The organism is Flavobacterium maritimum, from assembly GCF_040049085.1.
Classification (GTDB): Bacteria; Bacteroidota; Bacteroidia; order Flavobacteriales; family Flavobacteriaceae; genus Flavobacterium; species Flavobacterium maritimum.
In genome coordinates this window covers 169347-186371 of record NZ_JBDLZY010000007.1, presented here as the reverse complement: position 1 = coordinate 186371, position 17025 = coordinate 169347, and the positions used below count along the sequence as shown (strand labels likewise).

The following is a 17025-nucleotide window of genomic DNA, read 5'->3' as shown; positions in this document are numbered from 1 at the left end:
TATTTTTTTATATTTGTGTAAATGTAAGAACAAATTGAATACTCCCTTTAAAAAAGAAGACCTTGAAATAATTATCGCTACAATGAACAGGAATTCTTTAGACTTTTTGATTCCGATGTTTCCGTTTTGTCATTTTTCTACATTTTCGATTCTAATCATAAATCAAACGCAGGAAAACAATCTTTTAATTTCAGATTTTTCGTCTGTGAGGGTGATTAATTCGTTTGAAAAAGGATTGTCAAAAAGCAGGAATTTAGGTTTAAAAAATGCTGCTGGAAAAATAGTTTTAATTGCAGATGACGATGAGGTTTTTAAAAAAGATTTTGATTCCATTATAATAAACTCATACAATGCCTATCCGGAGGCAACCGGAATCAGTTTTAGCATTGAGAAACCAGACGGGACTTCACTTAAAAAATATAGCGCTATACCTAAGGTATATCCAAATCAACTGGATTTGTTTAACATAATATCCATTGAAATAAGTTTGAATAAGGCATTATTCGATCCATTAAACCTGAATTTTGATGAGGATTTTGGTTTGGGAAGTCGTTTTGTTATGGGAGAGGAAGCCATTTTTTTATCGGATATAAAGAATAAAAATGGGCAGTTTGTTATAGTGCCCAAAGTTATTGCGATACATCCTGAGATCTCAACAGATGATAAATTAAATTTGGAGCAACGGTATTATGTTCAGGGTGCTTTTTTGACCAAAGTTTTAAAGAGAAGCTTTCTCATGGGAATCTTTTTGAAGCTGTTTTTTGATGTCAAACAAAATAAAATTAAAATAAATCAAATAATAACTGCGTTTAAAAGTGCAGATAAAGGGAGAAATGATTTTTTACAAATTACTAAATGAGAACAACTCTTAACGAGATACAATTGATAAAAATTCCTGTTGTAGAAGACCTTCGAGGGAATTTAGGTTTTATTCAAAATGGTTTCTTGCCATTTGATTTCAAGAGAGTTTACTATCTGTTTGATGTTCCAAGCACTGCTTTTCGCGGAGGACATTCTCATATTAACCAACAGGAAATTCTAATTGCTTTAAGCGGAAGTTTTGAGGTAGTTCTTAATGATGGAAATGAAAAAAAGTCCTTTCTATTAAATAAACCAAATGTTGGTTTGCTTATTACTACAGGTATTTGGAGGGAATTGCAAAATTTTTCTTCTGGATCTGTTTGTTTGGTTGTGGCTCAAGATGTTTTTGACGAGGAGGATTATATTCGGGATTTTGATGAATTTTTGGATTCAAAAAAATGAAATTACTTTATATAGTTCCAAGTATAAATAACGAAGGGGGTGTCGCAAGAATACTCTCGGCTAAAGCCAACTATCTTATTGAGAAAAAAGGATATGAAGTGCATGTTCTAACTCAAAATAAAGGAAACTTCCCATTGTTCTTTCCCTTTAATGCTAAAATTATCGTGCATGATATGATTCTAAAAGGCAATAAATTAAAGTTCCTTTTGAATTATGTAAAGAAGTTGCGGGAGCATTGTAAAATAATAAATCCAGATCTGATCATTGTTGCAGATAATGGGCTTAAGGGCTATTTTGTGCCAATTTTTTTGGATAACAAAAGACCTATTATTTTTGAAAGCCATGGTTCAAAATACATTGAAGAAAAGAAACAAAAAAGTGACATTCTTTCCAAATTATTGACGGCGTTAAAATTGTCTTTAAAGGAATTTGGAGCAACAAAATTTAATTCTTTTGTTGTGCTGTCCAATGAGAGCCTGAAAGAATGGAAATTGGATAATGGGACCATAATTCCTAATCCTTTGGTAATTAAATCTAATAATCAATCAAATTTACAGTCTAAAAAGATAATCGCTGTTGGTCGTCATTCATATGAAAAAGGCCTGGATCGTTTGCTGTTAATTTGGCAAAAAGTGGTTGCAAAGCATCCAGAGTGGTTATTGGAAATTTACGGAACTTCGAATCACGACTTTAATTTAGTGCAATTAGCATCCGAATTGAAAATCACGGATTCGGTTCGGTTCCTGGATCCTGTTAAAGATATTGAAAAGAAGTATGCTGCTTCTTCCACATTGGTAATGACTTCACGAACAGAAGGATTTGGTTTGGTTTTAATTGAGGCTATGGTTTCTGGTTTGCCTTGTGTTGCCTATGACTGCCCAGTCGGACCAAGAAGTATTATCACGGACCAAGAAAATGGGTTTTTGGTTGAAGATGGGAATGTCGACTTATTTGTTGAAAAACTCAATCTTTTAATTGAGAATGAAGATATAAGAAAGCAGTTGGGTGAAAAAGCCAAAAAATCCGTTGCCAATTATGATCTAGATACCATCATGCAACAATGGCAGGATCTCTTTGAAAGCGTATTGAAAAATCAGAAATCACATTGATTTTATCTGACAGAAATAACCCAGTTTGTAACAATCAAATAGTAGTATTGATGGATTGTTCGATAGTAAATTAGCAGTAATTCCAGCTTCTGATTTTTTAAAAATAGCTGCAATGATTTCGGTTAACTTCATGGTTTTTAAAAATGAATATGCTTTAATGATTTTACTGTCAACTGTTTCTAAAACACCAGATTCCTCTATGACAGCCAAGTTCTCTAAAGCTGTTTTGGTTTTTTCTAAAAAAATCTCCGAAGTTTCCAAATTGAGATGAAAAGTAGGGTTGTCTATATGAGAAACGTAAATGTTTTGAGTACCTAAAACAGTTAGAAAGCACAAGTCCTCATAACCGTATTTGGTTATTGAAGCATCAAAAGGATATTGCAGGAATAATTTTTTTTTGATCAATAAATTGGAAGTAAGAGCGCTATTGGCTGGACTCTGAATCCTTTTTTCTATAGATAGCGCTTCTCTTTTATTGCCATAAATCCAACGGAGCAGTTTTTCTTTTTCTGGTTTTTGACTTTCGTAAACGATACCTCCAAAGACAACTGGAGATTCGTTCTCTTCAATTACAGTGGTATAATTTTGTATGAAATTTTGATCTTTCGGAAAGGTATCACAATCAAGAATCAGCAACCAGTCAAATCTTGCTTTTTGAGCGAGTGTATTGATGTTTTTTCCTCTGCCTAAATTGAATGAGTTCGACGAAAAAATACAGTTTTCTAAAGTGTTGATAGCTTGGTTTTCAGAAATAAATTCGTCTGAAGCATCATCTTGGCATATAATTTCAAATTCAATACTACAATCCAAACACTGCTTTCGCATTTCTGAAACTAGAGGGAAAGCATTGTAATTGTATATCGGAATAAGAATGGAAAGCATTACACGGTTCTCTGAACCACTTCAAAAATTCTTTCATCTTCACATTTCAATGTTTTAGATGGGAATTTCATCAATAAGGCATAATCATGAGTAGCCATAATAATGGTTTTTCCATTAGCATTGATTTTTCTTAAAACTTCAAGAACCTCCGCACTGGTCTGAGGATCCAAATTTCCGGTTGGTTCATCGGCTAAGATAAGTTCAGGGTCATTTAATAAAGCTCTTGCAATGGCAACACGTTGTTGTTCACCACCTGAAAGTTGATGAGGCATTTTACTAGCAAATCCTTTCATGCCAACTTTGTCGAGAACTTCATCCATTTTTCGTTCCATTTCGTCATTGTCAGTCCAGCCGGTTGCTTTCAAAACAAATAGCATATTGTCTTTTATGGTACGATCCGGAAGCAATTTGAAATCTTGAAAAACGATTCCAATTTTTCTTCTCAAGAATGGAATATCATCTTCTTTTAATGTAGCTAAATCAAATTCCACTACATGTCCTTCACCTTCAATTAGAGGTAAATCGCCGTATAAAGTTTTCATTAAACTACTTTTTCCGGAACCTGTTTTTCCAATGATGTAGATAAATTCACCATGGTTTACATCTAAATTCACATGAGACAGAATGGTTCTTCCTTCTTGATAAATAGCAGCTTCTTTTAAAGATAATACGGTTTGTGACATAATGGGTATTTGTTTATGTCGTAAAAGTAATTATCAATTGTCAATTTTCAATTATCACACGAGAAAAAAAAAAATTTTTTTTCGAGTCGGTGATACAAACGTCATCTTTTTTATTTTCTGTTAAAATAATTGTTCATAATAAAAGCGGAAAGCGTTTCGTTATACACCGTAGAATATGATACATTTGAATATTAAACAAAAATCACAATGCGTAAATTTTCAGGGTTTTTATTTTTCCTTATTTTTATTGGTTCGACGACTATTTCGGCTCAACAATCAAACATTTATACCCACGATTTAAAAGACTTCAATAAAGCACTTTACTTATATAATGAGAAGCAATACGCTTCGGCTAAACTTCTTTTTGACAAAGTAAAAGTCAGTTCCACCCAAGAGGAAATTCAATCAGATTGCTCTTATTATGCTGCGAATTGTGCTATCCGTACGAATCAATCCAATGCCGATGAATTGATGGAACGTTTTGTTTCAGATTATCCTACCAGCACAAAGAGAAACCAGGCTTATATAGAAGTGGCTCATTATTATTTTGAACAAGCGAATTATCCAAAAGCCTTACAATGGTTCGATAAAGTGGATGAAAACCATTTGAGTTCGAGTGACCGTGATAAATTTAATTTCCAAAAAGGGTACAGCTTTTTTAATTCGAAAAAGAAAAAAGAAGCCACAACTTACTTGAATAAAGTGGTTAATTCAGCTGAATACGGTTCGCAAGCAAAATATTACCTTGGTTTCATGGCTTACGAAGGAGATGATTACAAAGAAGCAACCAAGTATTTTGATGAAGTTTCAGGTGAAGAAAAATACAAAGAAAAGCTTTCGTACTATCAGGCTGATATGAATTTTAAGCTTGGGAATTTTCAAAAAGCCATTGATTTGGGAGAGAAAGCCATGCCGAAATCCAGTCCTTTGGAGAAATCAGAACTGAATAAAATTATCGGAGAAAGTTATTTTAATTTAAAGAAATACGATAAAGCAATTCCGTATTTAGTGGATTATAAAGGTAAAAAAGGAAAATGGAATAATACCGATTTCTATCAATTGGGCTATGCGTATTACGAGCAAAAGGAATATGATAACGCGATTTCTCAATTCAATAAAATCGTTGGTGGGAAAGATTTTGTGGCTCAAAATGGATATTATCATCTGGGACAAAGTTATCTGAAACTGGAAAAAAAACAGGAAGCTTTGAATGCTTTCAAAAATGCATCCGAAATGGATTTTGATGCTTCGCTAAAAGAAGAAGCAAGTTTGAATTATGCCAAATTGAGTTATGAAATAGGGAATTCATATCAAAGTGTTCCTTCCGTTTTAATGGATTTCATGAATAAATATCCTGCGAATGCAAATAATTCTGAATTAGAAAGATTATTGATTGATTCCTATATTTCATCAAAGAATTACAAAGAAGCATTGGTTTTACTGGAAAAAAATAAATCTGGCGAAAATAAATTAGCGTATCAAAAAGTGCTTTTCTACAGAGGTTTAGAATTGTATACGGACGGAAATTATCAGGAGGCTTTGAAAATGTTTAGCAAAGCAATCGCTGAGCAAAAAGACGCTTCAGTTACGGTAAGAGCCACTTTTTGGAAAGGTGAAACCGAATATGTTTTGGATGATTACAAAAATGCATTGTTGAGTTTCAAACAATTTGTTAATTCAGACAGTGCGGCCAAAACCCAGGAATTTAAAAACGTTAATTACAATATAGCCTACACGTATTTTAAAATGAAAGAATACGAACAGGCAGGAAATTATTTTCAAAGCCAGATTGATAAAGGATCAGCCGATAAAGTGCGTTTGAATGATTCTTATTTGCGTTTGGCAGATTGCCGTTTTGTAACTTCAAAATACTGGCCGGCAATGGAAGCCTATGTTAAGGTAATCGAATTGAAAAGCGTGGATGCCGATTATGCATATTTTCAAAAAGCCATCTGCTATGGATTTATTTCCAAAAACGACAAAAAAATTGAGGAACTTAATTTATTCTTACAGTTGTATCCAAAGTCAGAATACAGAGACGATGCTTTGTATGAATTAGGAAATACCTATGTTGCTACAAATAAAACTGATTTGGCTATAAAAACCTATGATAAATTAAATGCTGAATTCGTAAATGGTTCTTTTACTTCTAAAGCCATTTTGCGTCAGGGGTTGGTTTATTATAATGCAGACAAGGACGAGCAGGCTTTGGTGAAATTCAAAAAAGTAGCTGCTGATTTCCCTAAAACAGATGAAGCCTTAGAAGCGGTTGCGACGGCAAGATTGATTTATGTCGATAACGGCAAAGTAGATGAATATGCTTCTTGGGTTCGTACCTTAGATTTTGTGGCGGTTTCAGATGCAGAATTGGATAATGATACTTATGAAGCGGCTGAAAAACAGTTTCAGCAAAACAATACCAAGCAGGCTATTTCAGGATTCAGAGCCTATTTGACCGCGTTCCCAAAAGGAATTCATGCGTTGAAAGCTAATTTTTACTTGGCACAATCCTATTTTTCTGAAGGATCTGAGAGTAAATCCATTCCTAATTATGAAGCAGTAATTGGAGAACCTCGTTCCGAATTTACAGAACAATCATTGGCCAGATTATCTCAAATTTTCTTAAAAACGAATGAATGCGATAAAGCTATTCCCGTGTTATCCCGTTTAGAAAGCGAAGCTGATTTTCCTCAAAATAAAACATTCGCACAATCTAATTTGATGAAATGTTATTATGAGAAAAAAGACTATCCTAATTCGGTTGTCTATGCTGAGAAAGTGTTGTCTAATCCAAAAACAGACGATAATGTGAAAAGTGATGCGCAAATTATCGTCGCGAGAGCAGCTATACAAACTGGAAACGAAACAAAAGCAAGAACAGCTTACGCAAAATTACTGAGTATTGCCAAAGGAGAATTAGCCGCCGAAGCCTTGTATTATGATGCTTATTTCAAAAATAAAGATGCAAAATACGAGGAGTCCAATACAGCCGTACAAAAATTAGCAAAAAATTATTCTGGATATAAATATTTTGGAGCCAAAGGGTTGATTCTAATGGCTAAAAACTTTTACGGATTAAAAGACAGTTTTCAGGCTACTTACATTTTAGAAAGTGTAATTCAAAATTTTACTGATTTCCCGGATGTGGTTAAAGAAGCCCAAACAGAATTGGATAGTATTAAAAAGGAAGAATCCAAAACAAATTCATCGATAACGAAGTAAGTTAGAATCAAGAAAAAAGGACAAAAAAGATTTGAGAAGTCAGGCAATTTTAATAGGTCTTTCTTCTTTATCTAAAAAAATAAAATATGAAAATCAATTTCCAAAATAGTATAATCATTTCATGTCTAATGTTCGTTTTCCAATTTTCATTGGCTCAAAAAAAGCAAGAAAATATTGGAACCGAAGTAGTGAATGTGGTAAAACCATACACGCCAACAATTTCAGATGCATTCAAAGTAAAAGAAACTCCTTCTCTTGATGACGAGGGAAATACCAAAAAGGAGACGATAAAGTATAGTATTTTCTCTTTTCCTGTGGCATCGACCTTTACACCTTCGAAAGGAAAGGCAGAAGGAATTGAAAAATCAAAACAGGAGAAATTGTTTAAGAATTACGCAACTTTCGGTGGAGGAAATTACGGAACATTAAATGCGGAATTGTTTGTTACGGAGAATATCGATAAATATGGTTACGTGGCGGGGGTGTTTCGTCATTTGTCTTCACAAGGCGGTATCAAAGATGTAGAACTGGATGATGCATTTTTTGATACTTCAATTGAAATGACTTATGGTTCCAATGATAGAGACATGTCGTGGAATGTTGATTTGGGGTATCAAAATCAAATATACCATTGGTACGGTTTGCCGACTGATTTTGGTAGTACATTAACTCCTCAAGACAGAACTGCTTTAATAGGCGGAATAGATTCGCAACAATCCTATAGCACTATTGCTTTGGGAGGAAAAGTGAGTTTTAATGAAAGTGTTTTTAAAGAAGCCAGTTTGAAGTTCAATCATTTTTCGGATGCTTTTGGGTCTGGAGAAAACAGGTTTTACGTAAAACCTTCTTTTCAATTGGATGTGATGGAGGAAACCATAAAAACAAATGTGATTGTGGATTATTTAGGTGGAAGTTTCGATAAAAATTATTGGAATACCAATACGGAATCAATAAAGTATGGGTTTACTAATTTCGGTATAGCGCCAAGTTTTGAAATGCAGGAAGACGATTGGACATTGCATATTGGTATGGGGTTGTTTTATAGTATGGATACAGAAAACAGCGACAATAAATTTTTAATCTATCCGCAAATTAATGCTTCCTATAAAGTGGTTGGTGATTTGATGGTTTTTTATGCCGGAGCCGAGGGGAATTTAGAGCAAAACTCATACATGGATTTTGTAAGTGAAAATCCGTTTGTTTCGCCAACACTATACATTACACCAACAGACAAACAATACGATGTTTTTGCTGGTTTGAAAGGGAAATTAGCTGATAATGTGAGTTATAATGTAAGAGCATCTTATATAAACGAAAGAAATAAAGCTTTGTATAAAAGCAATGATTTTACCGAAGATAGTACTAATGAAGACTATGCTTATGGAAATTCTATGCAAGTGGTGTATGACGACATCAAAACGGTGAGTTTCTTCGGAGAGTTGAAAGCTGATTTCACTGAAGATTTCTCCTTTGGAATAAACGGAACTTTTAGCAGTTATACTACCGATGTGCAACAGGAAGCGTGGAATTTACCTGATATTAAATTAAATTCAACTCTTAGCTATACAATCACCAAAAAGTGGTTTGCGGGGGCTGATGTGTTCTTTGTGGGAGAACGAAAAGACCAAAAATTAAATACAGATATTATTTATGTTGTTGCGCCAAGTCCTGTAACATTAGAATCTTATTTTGATGTGAATGCTCACGTAGGATTTAAATACAGTGAGCGTTTAACAGCTTTTTTAAGAGCTAATAATATCACCAATAAAGGCTATGAAAAATGGTTGAATTATCCGGTGCAGGGTTTTCAAATAGTATTGGGAGCGAATTATAAATTTGATTTTTAGAGAAATATAACAGCAAAGTGCGCTATGTTTCGTGTTTCGTTTTCTTATTGTTTATTTGAATTTTATTGGGATAGACTTTTTATTAAGCTTAAAAAGAAAAGAGCTTTGCGTACCTGGCGTTCTTTGCGGTAAAACCTTATAATATGACTTTCAAACATAAAATACATACTTATTACCTGCAATTAGTCCAAGATCGAATTGATGTTTTTAGGGACATGATTGTTGCACTAACCGAAGATTCTAAAAATGATGCGAAAGGGTCTGCAGGAGACAAGCACGAAACAGCATTGTCAATGATGCATATTGAGCAGGAAAAACTAAACCACAAACTCAAAGAAGTGCTTGCCCAAAAAGCGGTTTTAGATAAAATTGATTCTAATACCATTGCCGAAACCATTATTGTGGGAAGTTTGGTTAAAGCCAATGGGATTTATTTGTATCTGAGTGTGGCGCTTCCAAAAATCAGTATTGAAGGGACGAACGTAATTGCTTTGTCTCCCCAATCTCCTTTGGGAAATAAATTGATGGGAATGAAAGTATCGCATACTTTCGAAATCAATACTACAAAATACATAATAGAGGAAATTTTATAATGCCTCTTTATTCTAAATAATTCGTTTACAGTTTATCTTTTTTAGGGCTTCTTTTTTTTATATTAGCCCAACTAAACTGTTTATTATGAAATCCGTTACCTTTCTTCTTTCTTTGTTTTTATTGATTTCTTGTGATCAAAAAAATAAAATTTCCGTAGATACGATTATTACTAATGCTACTATTTATACTGTCAACAAAAACTTTAGTATAGCTTCGGCAATGGCAATTAAAGATGGGAAAATTGTTGCTATTGGTGCTGATGACGAAATCACGAATGCTTATGAAGCTGAAAATAGAATAGAGGCTAAGGGAAAATTTATTTATCCAGGTTTGATTGATGCACATTGCCATTTTTATGGTTATGGGCTTACTTTACAGGAAGTGGATTTGCGCGGCACGAAAAGTATGGCAGAAGTAATAGCGCGTATTAAGACTTTTCAAAAAGAAAAAAATTCTGAGTTTATTGTTGGAAATGGTTGGGACCAAAATGATTGGGAGGTAAAAAAATACCCAACAAAGGAAGATTTGGATGCTGAATTTCCAGATGTTCCGGTGGTGCTGAATAGAATTGACGGTCATGCAGTTATTGTGAACAGCAAAGCTTTGAAATTGGCTGGAATCACTAAAAATACTAAAGCTGTTGGTGGTCAGATTGAAATTGCAAATGGCGAGCCAACAGGTATTTTAATTGATAATCCAATGGATTTAATTTACAAGATTATACCAAAACCAAATCGTAAAATACAAATTGCAGCTCTATTGGATGCTGAAAAAGTAATGTTCGATTATGGATTAACCACGGTAAATGACGCTGGTTTAGATCCGGAAATTATTGATTTAATAGATAGTCTGCAAAAAGCAAAAGTAATGAAGATCAATGTGTATGCAATGATCACAGCAAATCAAAAGAATATTGATTTGTATATGAAAAAAGGTATTTATAAAACAGATAATTTAGATGTGCGTTCTTTTAAAATGTATGGAGATGGTGCTTTGGGTTCTCGCGGTGCTTGTTTGCACAAACCATATTCAGATATGCCAAAACAGTTTGGAGCGTTGCTTTCTCCTATTTCAGGATTGAAGTCAGTAGCAAAACAAATTGCAGCTTCTCCTTTTCAATTGAATACTCACGCCATTGGAGATTCTGCCAATACGGTATTATTAAAAATATATAAAGAAGTTTTGACGGGTAAAAAAGACCGAAGATGGAAAATTGAACATGCCCAGGTTTTACGCGAAGCTGATTTTGATTATTTCAAATTAGGAATTATTCCTTCGGTTCAGCCAACTCATGCTACATCTGATATGTATTGGGCTGGAGAAAGACTAGGAAAAGAAAGATTGAAAAATGCGTATGCTTATAAAAAATTACTGCGAAAAGCGGGAGTTATAGCTTTGGGAACTGATTTTCCAGTTGAAGAAGTTAATCCGATGCTGACTTTTCATGCTGCTGTTGCCAGAAAAGACAGTAAAGAATATCCAAAAGACGGTTTTCAAATGGAGAATGCATTAAGCAGGGAAGAGACTTTGCGAGGAATGACTATTTGGGCAGCCTATTCCAATTTTGAAGAAAAAGAAAAGGGAAGTCTTGAGGTTGGTAAATGGGCTGATTTTGTTATGTATGACCAAGATCTAATGAAAGTGGAGGAAAGTCAAATCGTGAAAATTAAACCTACTCATACCTATTTGAAAGGGAATAGACAGAAATAGATCAATCAGTCAGTAGAGGATGGTTTACAATTCATAATCTAAAACTTTAATTTTGTTGTCTTTTAATTACATTATTTATGTAAATTATGAATTTGTGTTATATTTTATAACTAAATAGTTTATTTGTGTTTTGTATTTATAACTGTTATTGCATCTTTGCCCTATCAAAATAAACAAAACAAAAAAATATATAGTTATGTGCGGAATAGTATGTGCCTTTGATTTAAAACAGAAAGCAGAAGTTTTAAGACCACAAGTATTGGAGATGTCAAAAATCATCCGTCATCGCGGACCGGATTGGAGTGGAATTTTTAGTAATGACAAAGCGATTTTATCTCATGAAAGATTGGCTATTGTGGATCCGGCTTCGGGTAAACAACCTTTATTCAGTGAAGATAAAAATCTTGTTTTAGCTGCAAATGGCGAAATATACAACCACAGAGAGTTGCGTAAACAATTTGAAGGAAAATATAAATTTCAAACTGAAAGCGACTGTGAAGTTATTTTAGCGCTTTACAAAGAAAAAGGAGTTGATTTTATTGATGAGATGAACGGTATCTTTGGATTTGCTATCTATGATGTAGAAAAAGACGAGTATTTTGTTGCTCGTGATCATATGGGAATTATTCCTTTATACATTGGTTGGGATCAACACGGTACTTTTTACGTGGCTTCTGAATTGAAAGCATTAGAAGGATATTGTACCAAAATCCAATTGTTTCCTCCAGGACATTATATGTCTAGTAAAGATGGGGAGTTTGTACAATGGTACAAAAGAGAATGGGTTGATTATGATGCGGTAAAAGATAACGTAACAAGTATACCTGCTATTAAAGAAGCCCTGGAAGCTGCCGTTCACAGACAATTGATGAGTGATGTGCCTTATGGAGTGTTGCTTTCAGGTGGTTTGGATTCTTCAATCACTTCGGCTGTAGCCAAAAAATATGCGCAAAAACGTATTGAGTCAGATGATGTTGCTGATGCGTGGTATCCACAATTGCACTCTTTTTCTGTTGGTTTAGAAGGATCTCCAGATTTAGCCGCAGCTCGTAAGGTGGCAGATCATATTGGAACCATTCATCACGAAATAAAATTTACTATCCAAGAAGGCTTAGATGCAGTTCGTGATGTGATTTACAACCTGGAAACGTACGATGTGACTACTGTTAGAGCATCAACACCGATGTGGTTAATGGCGAGAGTGATTAAGTCAATGGGTATAAAAATGGTATTGTCCGGAGAAGGAGCAGATGAGTTGTTTGGAGGATATCTGTATTTTCACAAAGCACCAAATGCAAGAGAATTTCATGAAGAAACTGTTCGTAAATTAAGTAAATTACATATGTATGACTGTTTGCGTGCTAATAAAAGTTTGGCAGCATGGGGAATTGAAGGACGTGTGCCATTTTTAGATAAAGAATTTATGGATGTGGCAATGCGAGTTAATCCTCAAGATAAGATGATTAACAAAGAGCACCCTATGGAGAAATGGGTGGTGCGTAAAGCATTTGAAGATATGTTGCCTGAAAGCGTGGCTTGGAGACAAAAAGAGCAGTTTAGTGATGGTGTAGGATATAGCTGGATTGATACTTTAAAAGCGGTAGTGGCAGTGGAGGTTTCAGACGAGCAATTAGCAAACGCTAAATACAAGTTCCCTTTGCAAACGCCAACTTCTAAAGAAGAGTATTACTATCGTTCTATTTTTGCCGAGCATTTCCCTAGTGATGCAGCAGCATTATGTGTGCCACAGGAAGCAAGTGTTGCTTGTAGTACAAAAATTGCTTTAGAATGGGATGAGGCATTTAAAAACATGAATGATCCTTCAGGAAGAGCAGTGGCAAATGTTCACGATGATGCTTATGTAAAGGCATAAATCGATTTGATGTTACACTTTTGATCTTATTGAACTTGAAATAAAAATAATATGTGCGGGATTTTAGCCATTATTGGTAAAGGAAAAGACGAAGAGTTAGTGCAAAAACTTTCAAAAAGAATGTCACATCGTGGCCCAGATGAAAGTGATTTACATATTACTGAAAACGGACATATATTAAGTCACGAGCGTTTATCTATTATCGATTTGTATTCAGGGAAACAACCTATCAAAGGAACTTCTACCGCCTATATGGTTCATAATGGTGAAATTTATAATCACCAGGAATTGAGAGACGGGGTTTTGAAAGAACATACTTTTAAAACCAAATCGGATTCAGAAGTTATTGTTCATTTATATGAAGAGTTTGGTTATGATTTTTGTAATATGCTTGATGGAGATTGGGCGTTTGTAGTGGTAGATGGTGATGATTTTATTGCAGGTCGTGATCCAATGGGGGTAAAACCTTTGCATTATGGTATTGACGAAAGAGGAAGAATTTATTTTTCGTCAGAAATAAAGTCAATTGCGGATCAGTGCAGGACTTTTTCAACATTTCCTCCAGGGCATTATTATACGCCAAAAACGGGTTTTGTAAAATACTACAAACCCGAATATGAAGATTATGAAAAAGCGGACCAGGCTTTGGATTTTGCTTTAATAAGAGAAACTCTTACCGAAGCGACCCGCAAGCGTTTGATGAGTGATGTGCCGATTGGAGTATTGCTCTCAGGAGGTTTAGATTCTTCTTTGACATCTTCAATTGCTTCAAGATTATTGGCTGAAAGTGGAAAGAAATTACATTCTTTCTCTATTGGTCTGGATGCCGATGCTCCAGATGCAAAAGCGGCCAAAAAAGTCGCCGAGTATTTAGGAACGGAACATCATGAAGTGCATTTTACTATTGAGCAGGGAATAGAAATATTGGATAAATTAATTTGGCATTTAGAAACCTATGATGTGACTTCTATCAGGGCAAGTACACCAATGTATTTTCTGTCAAAAGCAATTGCGGATAAGGGAATAAAAGTGGTTCTTTCCGGAGAAGGAGCTGATGAGATTTTTGGGGGGTATTTGTATTTTAGAAATGCGCCATCTCCTGTTGATTTTCAAAAAGAAACTATCGAGAGAGTTCAAAAATTATTTACTGCTGATTTGTTGAGGGCTGATAAGTCGACAATGGCACATGGTTTAGAGGCTAGAGTTCCGTTTTTAGATAAAGATTTCTTAGATATGGCTATTCGCATCAAAGCAGAAGAGAAGATGCCTAAAACCTATGAAGGAAAAGAGAAGTATATTCTTAGAAAAGCGTTTGACACTCCGGACAACCCATATCTTCCTGATGAGGTCTTATGGAGACAAAAAGAACAGTTTTCTGATGGAGTGGGTTATAACTGGATTGATGAGTTGATTGAGTATTGTGCTTCAAAAGTGACAGACGAGCAATTAGAAGGAGCGTCGAAAGAGTTTCCTTATAATTCGCCGACTACTAAAGAGGCTTATTTTTACAGATCAATATTTAATAAATATTATCCTCAAGTTAGTGCTGCCCAGACGGTTAGAAAATGGATTCCGAAATGGCAGGAAAATTTGGATCCAAGTGGTAGAGCAAATGCAGCGCATGTAAAAGCGGATACTGAAATTGCTAAAGCCGGACTAAGTATTTTAAAATAATTTTATTTCATATAACGATAAAAACGCTCTCTATTTTGAGAGCGTTTTTTTTTGCGGATATAAACCATAAATGTTAATAACTTAGGTTCTTAAAACGGGATTTTTGCCCGAAAATACCATGCGTTTTTATATATTTGCGTGTTAGAGGAAAATTACATTTTTTAGATTAAAACATATGAGCGAAGAAATCAAGAAGAACAATTATTCAGCGGATAGTATCCAGGCATTGGAAGGAATGGAGCATGTGAGAATGCGTCCATCGATGTACATTGGAGATGTTGGTGTACGAGGGTTACATCACTTAGTTTACGAAGTCGTTGATAACTCTATTGATGAGGCGATGGGAGGGCATTGCGATACTATCGGTGTTGCGATAAATGAAGACGGTTCCATTACTGTTGAAGACAATGGTCGTGGTATTCCGGTTGGAATCCATAAAAAGGAAGGTGTTTCAGCACTTGAGGTTGTAATGACTAAAATTGGTGCCGGAGGTAAATTTGACAAAGATTCGTATAAAGTATCCGGAGGTTTGCATGGTGTAGGTGTTTCTTGTGTGAATGCTTTATCATCTCATTTAAGAGCTACGGTTCACAGTAGTGACGGAAAAGTATACGAACAAGAATACGAGAGAGGTAAAGCACTTTATCCGGTAAAACAAATTGGAGAAACAGGCAAGAGAGGAACAATTGTTACTTTTTACCCGGATCCAACTATTTTTACGCAGACAATAGAGTTTTCATATGATACGCTTTCGGCTCGTATGCGTGAATTGTCATTCTTGAACAAAGGAATAACAATCACTTTTACAGATAAAAGACAGGTAGATAAAGATGGAAATTTTGTTTCAGAAGTTTTTCATTCTACCGAAGGGTTGAAAGAATATATTCGTTATCTGGATGGAAATCGTGAGCCTATCATTGCGCACGTGATTTCTATGGATCATGAAAAAGGAGAGATTCCAGTTGAGGTTGCCTTAATTTATAATACAAGTTACACAGAGAATATTTTTTCTTATGTGAACAATATTAATACACACGAAGGTGGTACGCATTTACAAGGTTTTAGAAGTGGTCTGACAAGAACATTGAAGAAATATGCGGATGCTTCCGGAATGTTGGATAAATTAAAATTTGAGATTGCAGGGGATGATTTCCGTGAAGGATTGACGGCTATTATTTCGGTAAAAGTTGCTGAACCACAATTTGAAGGACAAACCAAAACCAAATTAGGGAATAGAGAAGTAGTGTCTCCAGTGAGTCAGGCTGTGGGTGAAATGCTTGAAAATTATTTGGAAGAAAATCCAAATGATGCCCGTATTATTATTCAAAAAGTAATTCTTGCAGCTCAGGCCCGTCATGCGGCTAAAAAAGCCCGTGAAATGGTACAGCGTAAAACCGTTATGGGCGGTGGTGGTTTACCAGGGAAACTTTCAGACTGTTCTGAACAGGATCCTGCAAAATGTGAGGTGTATCTTGTCGAGGGAGACTCGGCAGGTGGAACGGCTAAACAAGGTCGTGACCGTGCATTCCAAGCGATTTTGCCTTTGAGAGGTAAGATTTTGAATGTGGAAAAAGCAATGCATCATAAAGTTTTTGAAAACGAAGAGATCCGAAATATTTTTACGGCACTTGGAGTTACAGTTGGAACTGCTGAAGATAGTAAAGCTTTGAATATTGAAAAATTGCGTTACCATAAAGTAATCATCATGTGTGATGCCGACGTCGATGGTAGTCACATTTCTACATTAATTTTGACATTCTTCTTCCGATTTATGAAAGAATTAATCGAAGAGGGTCATGTGTATATCGCAGCGCCACCTTTATATTTGGTTAAAAAAGGAAATAAAAAGGAATATGCCTGGAACGATGATCAACGTGATAGTGCAAATGAGAGAATGGGTGGTAGTGCAGCGATTCAACGTTATAAAGGTCTTGGGGAGATGAATGCAGAACAGTTGTGGGAAACTACAATGGATCCGAACTTCAGAACCTTACGTCAGGTAACGATTGATAGTTTAGCCGAAGCTGATAGAGTGTTTTCTATGTTAATGGGTGATGAAGTGCCTCCAAGAAGGGAATTTATTGAAAAAAATGCTGTTTATGCCAATATTGATGCGTAAATTAGAGGCTTAATTATAATTTTTAAAATTAAGAATTAATAAATATATA

General features: G+C 35.0%; 12 protein-coding genes. 10 read left to right on the top strand and 2 right to left on the bottom strand.

The window, feature by feature from the left end; translation table 11 throughout:
• Window positions 1-34 precede the first annotated feature (34 nt).
• Genes ABEB23_RS15915 through ABEB23_RS15905 form a run of 3 tightly spaced genes read left to right on the top strand, consistent with a single transcriptional unit; the run spans window position 35 to window position 2372 of the window.
• Entirely contained in the window at window positions 35-859 is an 825-nt protein-coding gene (locus ABEB23_RS15915) for a glycosyltransferase family 2 protein (RefSeq protein WP_348813627.1), read from the top strand.
• Window positions 856-1263 (top strand): sugar 3,4-ketoisomerase, encoded by a 408-nt coding sequence (locus ABEB23_RS15910; RefSeq protein WP_348813626.1) that lies wholly within the window; start codon window positions 856-858, stop codon window positions 1261-1263. Before ABEB23_RS15915 ends, ABEB23_RS15910 begins: the two co-directional genes overlap by 4 nt.
• Window positions 1260-2372, top strand: coding sequence for a glycosyltransferase family 4 protein (locus ABEB23_RS15905; protein ID WP_348813625.1), 1113 nt, complete (start codon window positions 1260-1262; stop codon window positions 2370-2372). Before ABEB23_RS15910 ends, ABEB23_RS15905 begins: the two co-directional genes overlap by 4 nt.
• On the opposite strand, the gene ABEB23_RS15900 is transcribed toward ABEB23_RS15905, so the two are convergent.
• Both ABEB23_RS15900 and ABEB23_RS15895 read right to left on the bottom strand, forming a co-directional pair.
• Entirely contained in the window at window positions 2364-3254 is an 891-nt protein-coding gene (locus tag ABEB23_RS15900) for a glycosyltransferase family 2 protein (RefSeq protein ID WP_348813623.1), read from the bottom strand. The genes ABEB23_RS15905 and ABEB23_RS15900 overlap by 9 nt on opposite strands.
• On the bottom strand, window positions 3254-3937 hold the full coding sequence (locus ABEB23_RS15895) for a cell division ATP-binding protein FtsE (protein WP_348813622.1): 684 nt from the start codon (window positions 3935-3937) through the stop codon (window positions 3254-3256). Before ABEB23_RS15895 ends, ABEB23_RS15900 begins: the two co-directional genes overlap by 1 nt.
• A 207-nt stretch (window positions 3938-4144) precedes the next feature.
• Here ABEB23_RS15895 and ABEB23_RS15890 point away from each other — a divergent pair, with 207 nt between their 5' ends.
• From ABEB23_RS15890 to gyrB, 7 genes are all read left to right on the top strand, one after another.
• Window positions 4145-7159 (top strand): tetratricopeptide repeat protein, encoded by a 3015-nt coding sequence (locus ABEB23_RS15890; RefSeq protein WP_348813621.1) that lies wholly within the window; start codon window positions 4145-4147, stop codon window positions 7157-7159.
• Window positions 7160-7245: 86 nt separating this feature from the next.
• Window positions 7246-9006 (top strand): porin family protein, encoded by a 1761-nt coding sequence (locus ABEB23_RS15885; protein WP_348813619.1) that lies wholly within the window; start codon window positions 7246-7248, stop codon window positions 9004-9006.
• A gap of 143 nt (window positions 9007-9149) precedes the next feature.
• A complete protein-coding gene (locus ABEB23_RS15880) occupies window positions 9150-9599 on the top strand; it encodes a hypothetical protein (RefSeq protein WP_348813618.1) in 450 nt (149 codons plus the stop codon).
• 85 nt (window positions 9600-9684) lie between these two features.
• Complete coding sequence (locus tag ABEB23_RS15875; RefSeq protein WP_348813617.1) at window positions 9685-11310, top strand: amidohydrolase; 1626 nt, start codon at window positions 9685-9687, stop codon at window positions 11308-11310.
• A gap of 196 nt (window positions 11311-11506) precedes the next feature.
• Window positions 11507-13183 carry an asparagine synthase B gene (gene asnB, locus ABEB23_RS15870; protein WP_348813616.1) on the top strand — a complete coding sequence of 559 codons (1677 nt, stop codon included), beginning with the start codon at window positions 11507-11509 and terminating at the stop codon, window positions 13181-13183.
• A 51-nt stretch (window positions 13184-13234) separates the two neighbouring features.
• Complete coding sequence (gene asnB / locus ABEB23_RS15865) at window positions 13235-14857, top strand: asparagine synthase B (RefSeq protein ID WP_348813615.1); 1623 nt, start codon at window positions 13235-13237, stop codon at window positions 14855-14857.
• A 175-nt stretch (window positions 14858-15032) separates the two neighbouring features.
• On the top strand, window positions 15033-16976 hold the full coding sequence (gene gyrB, locus ABEB23_RS15860) for a DNA topoisomerase (ATP-hydrolyzing) subunit B (RefSeq protein WP_348813614.1): 1944 nt from the start codon (window positions 15033-15035) through the stop codon (window positions 16974-16976).
• Window positions 16977-17025 lie beyond the last annotated feature (49 nt).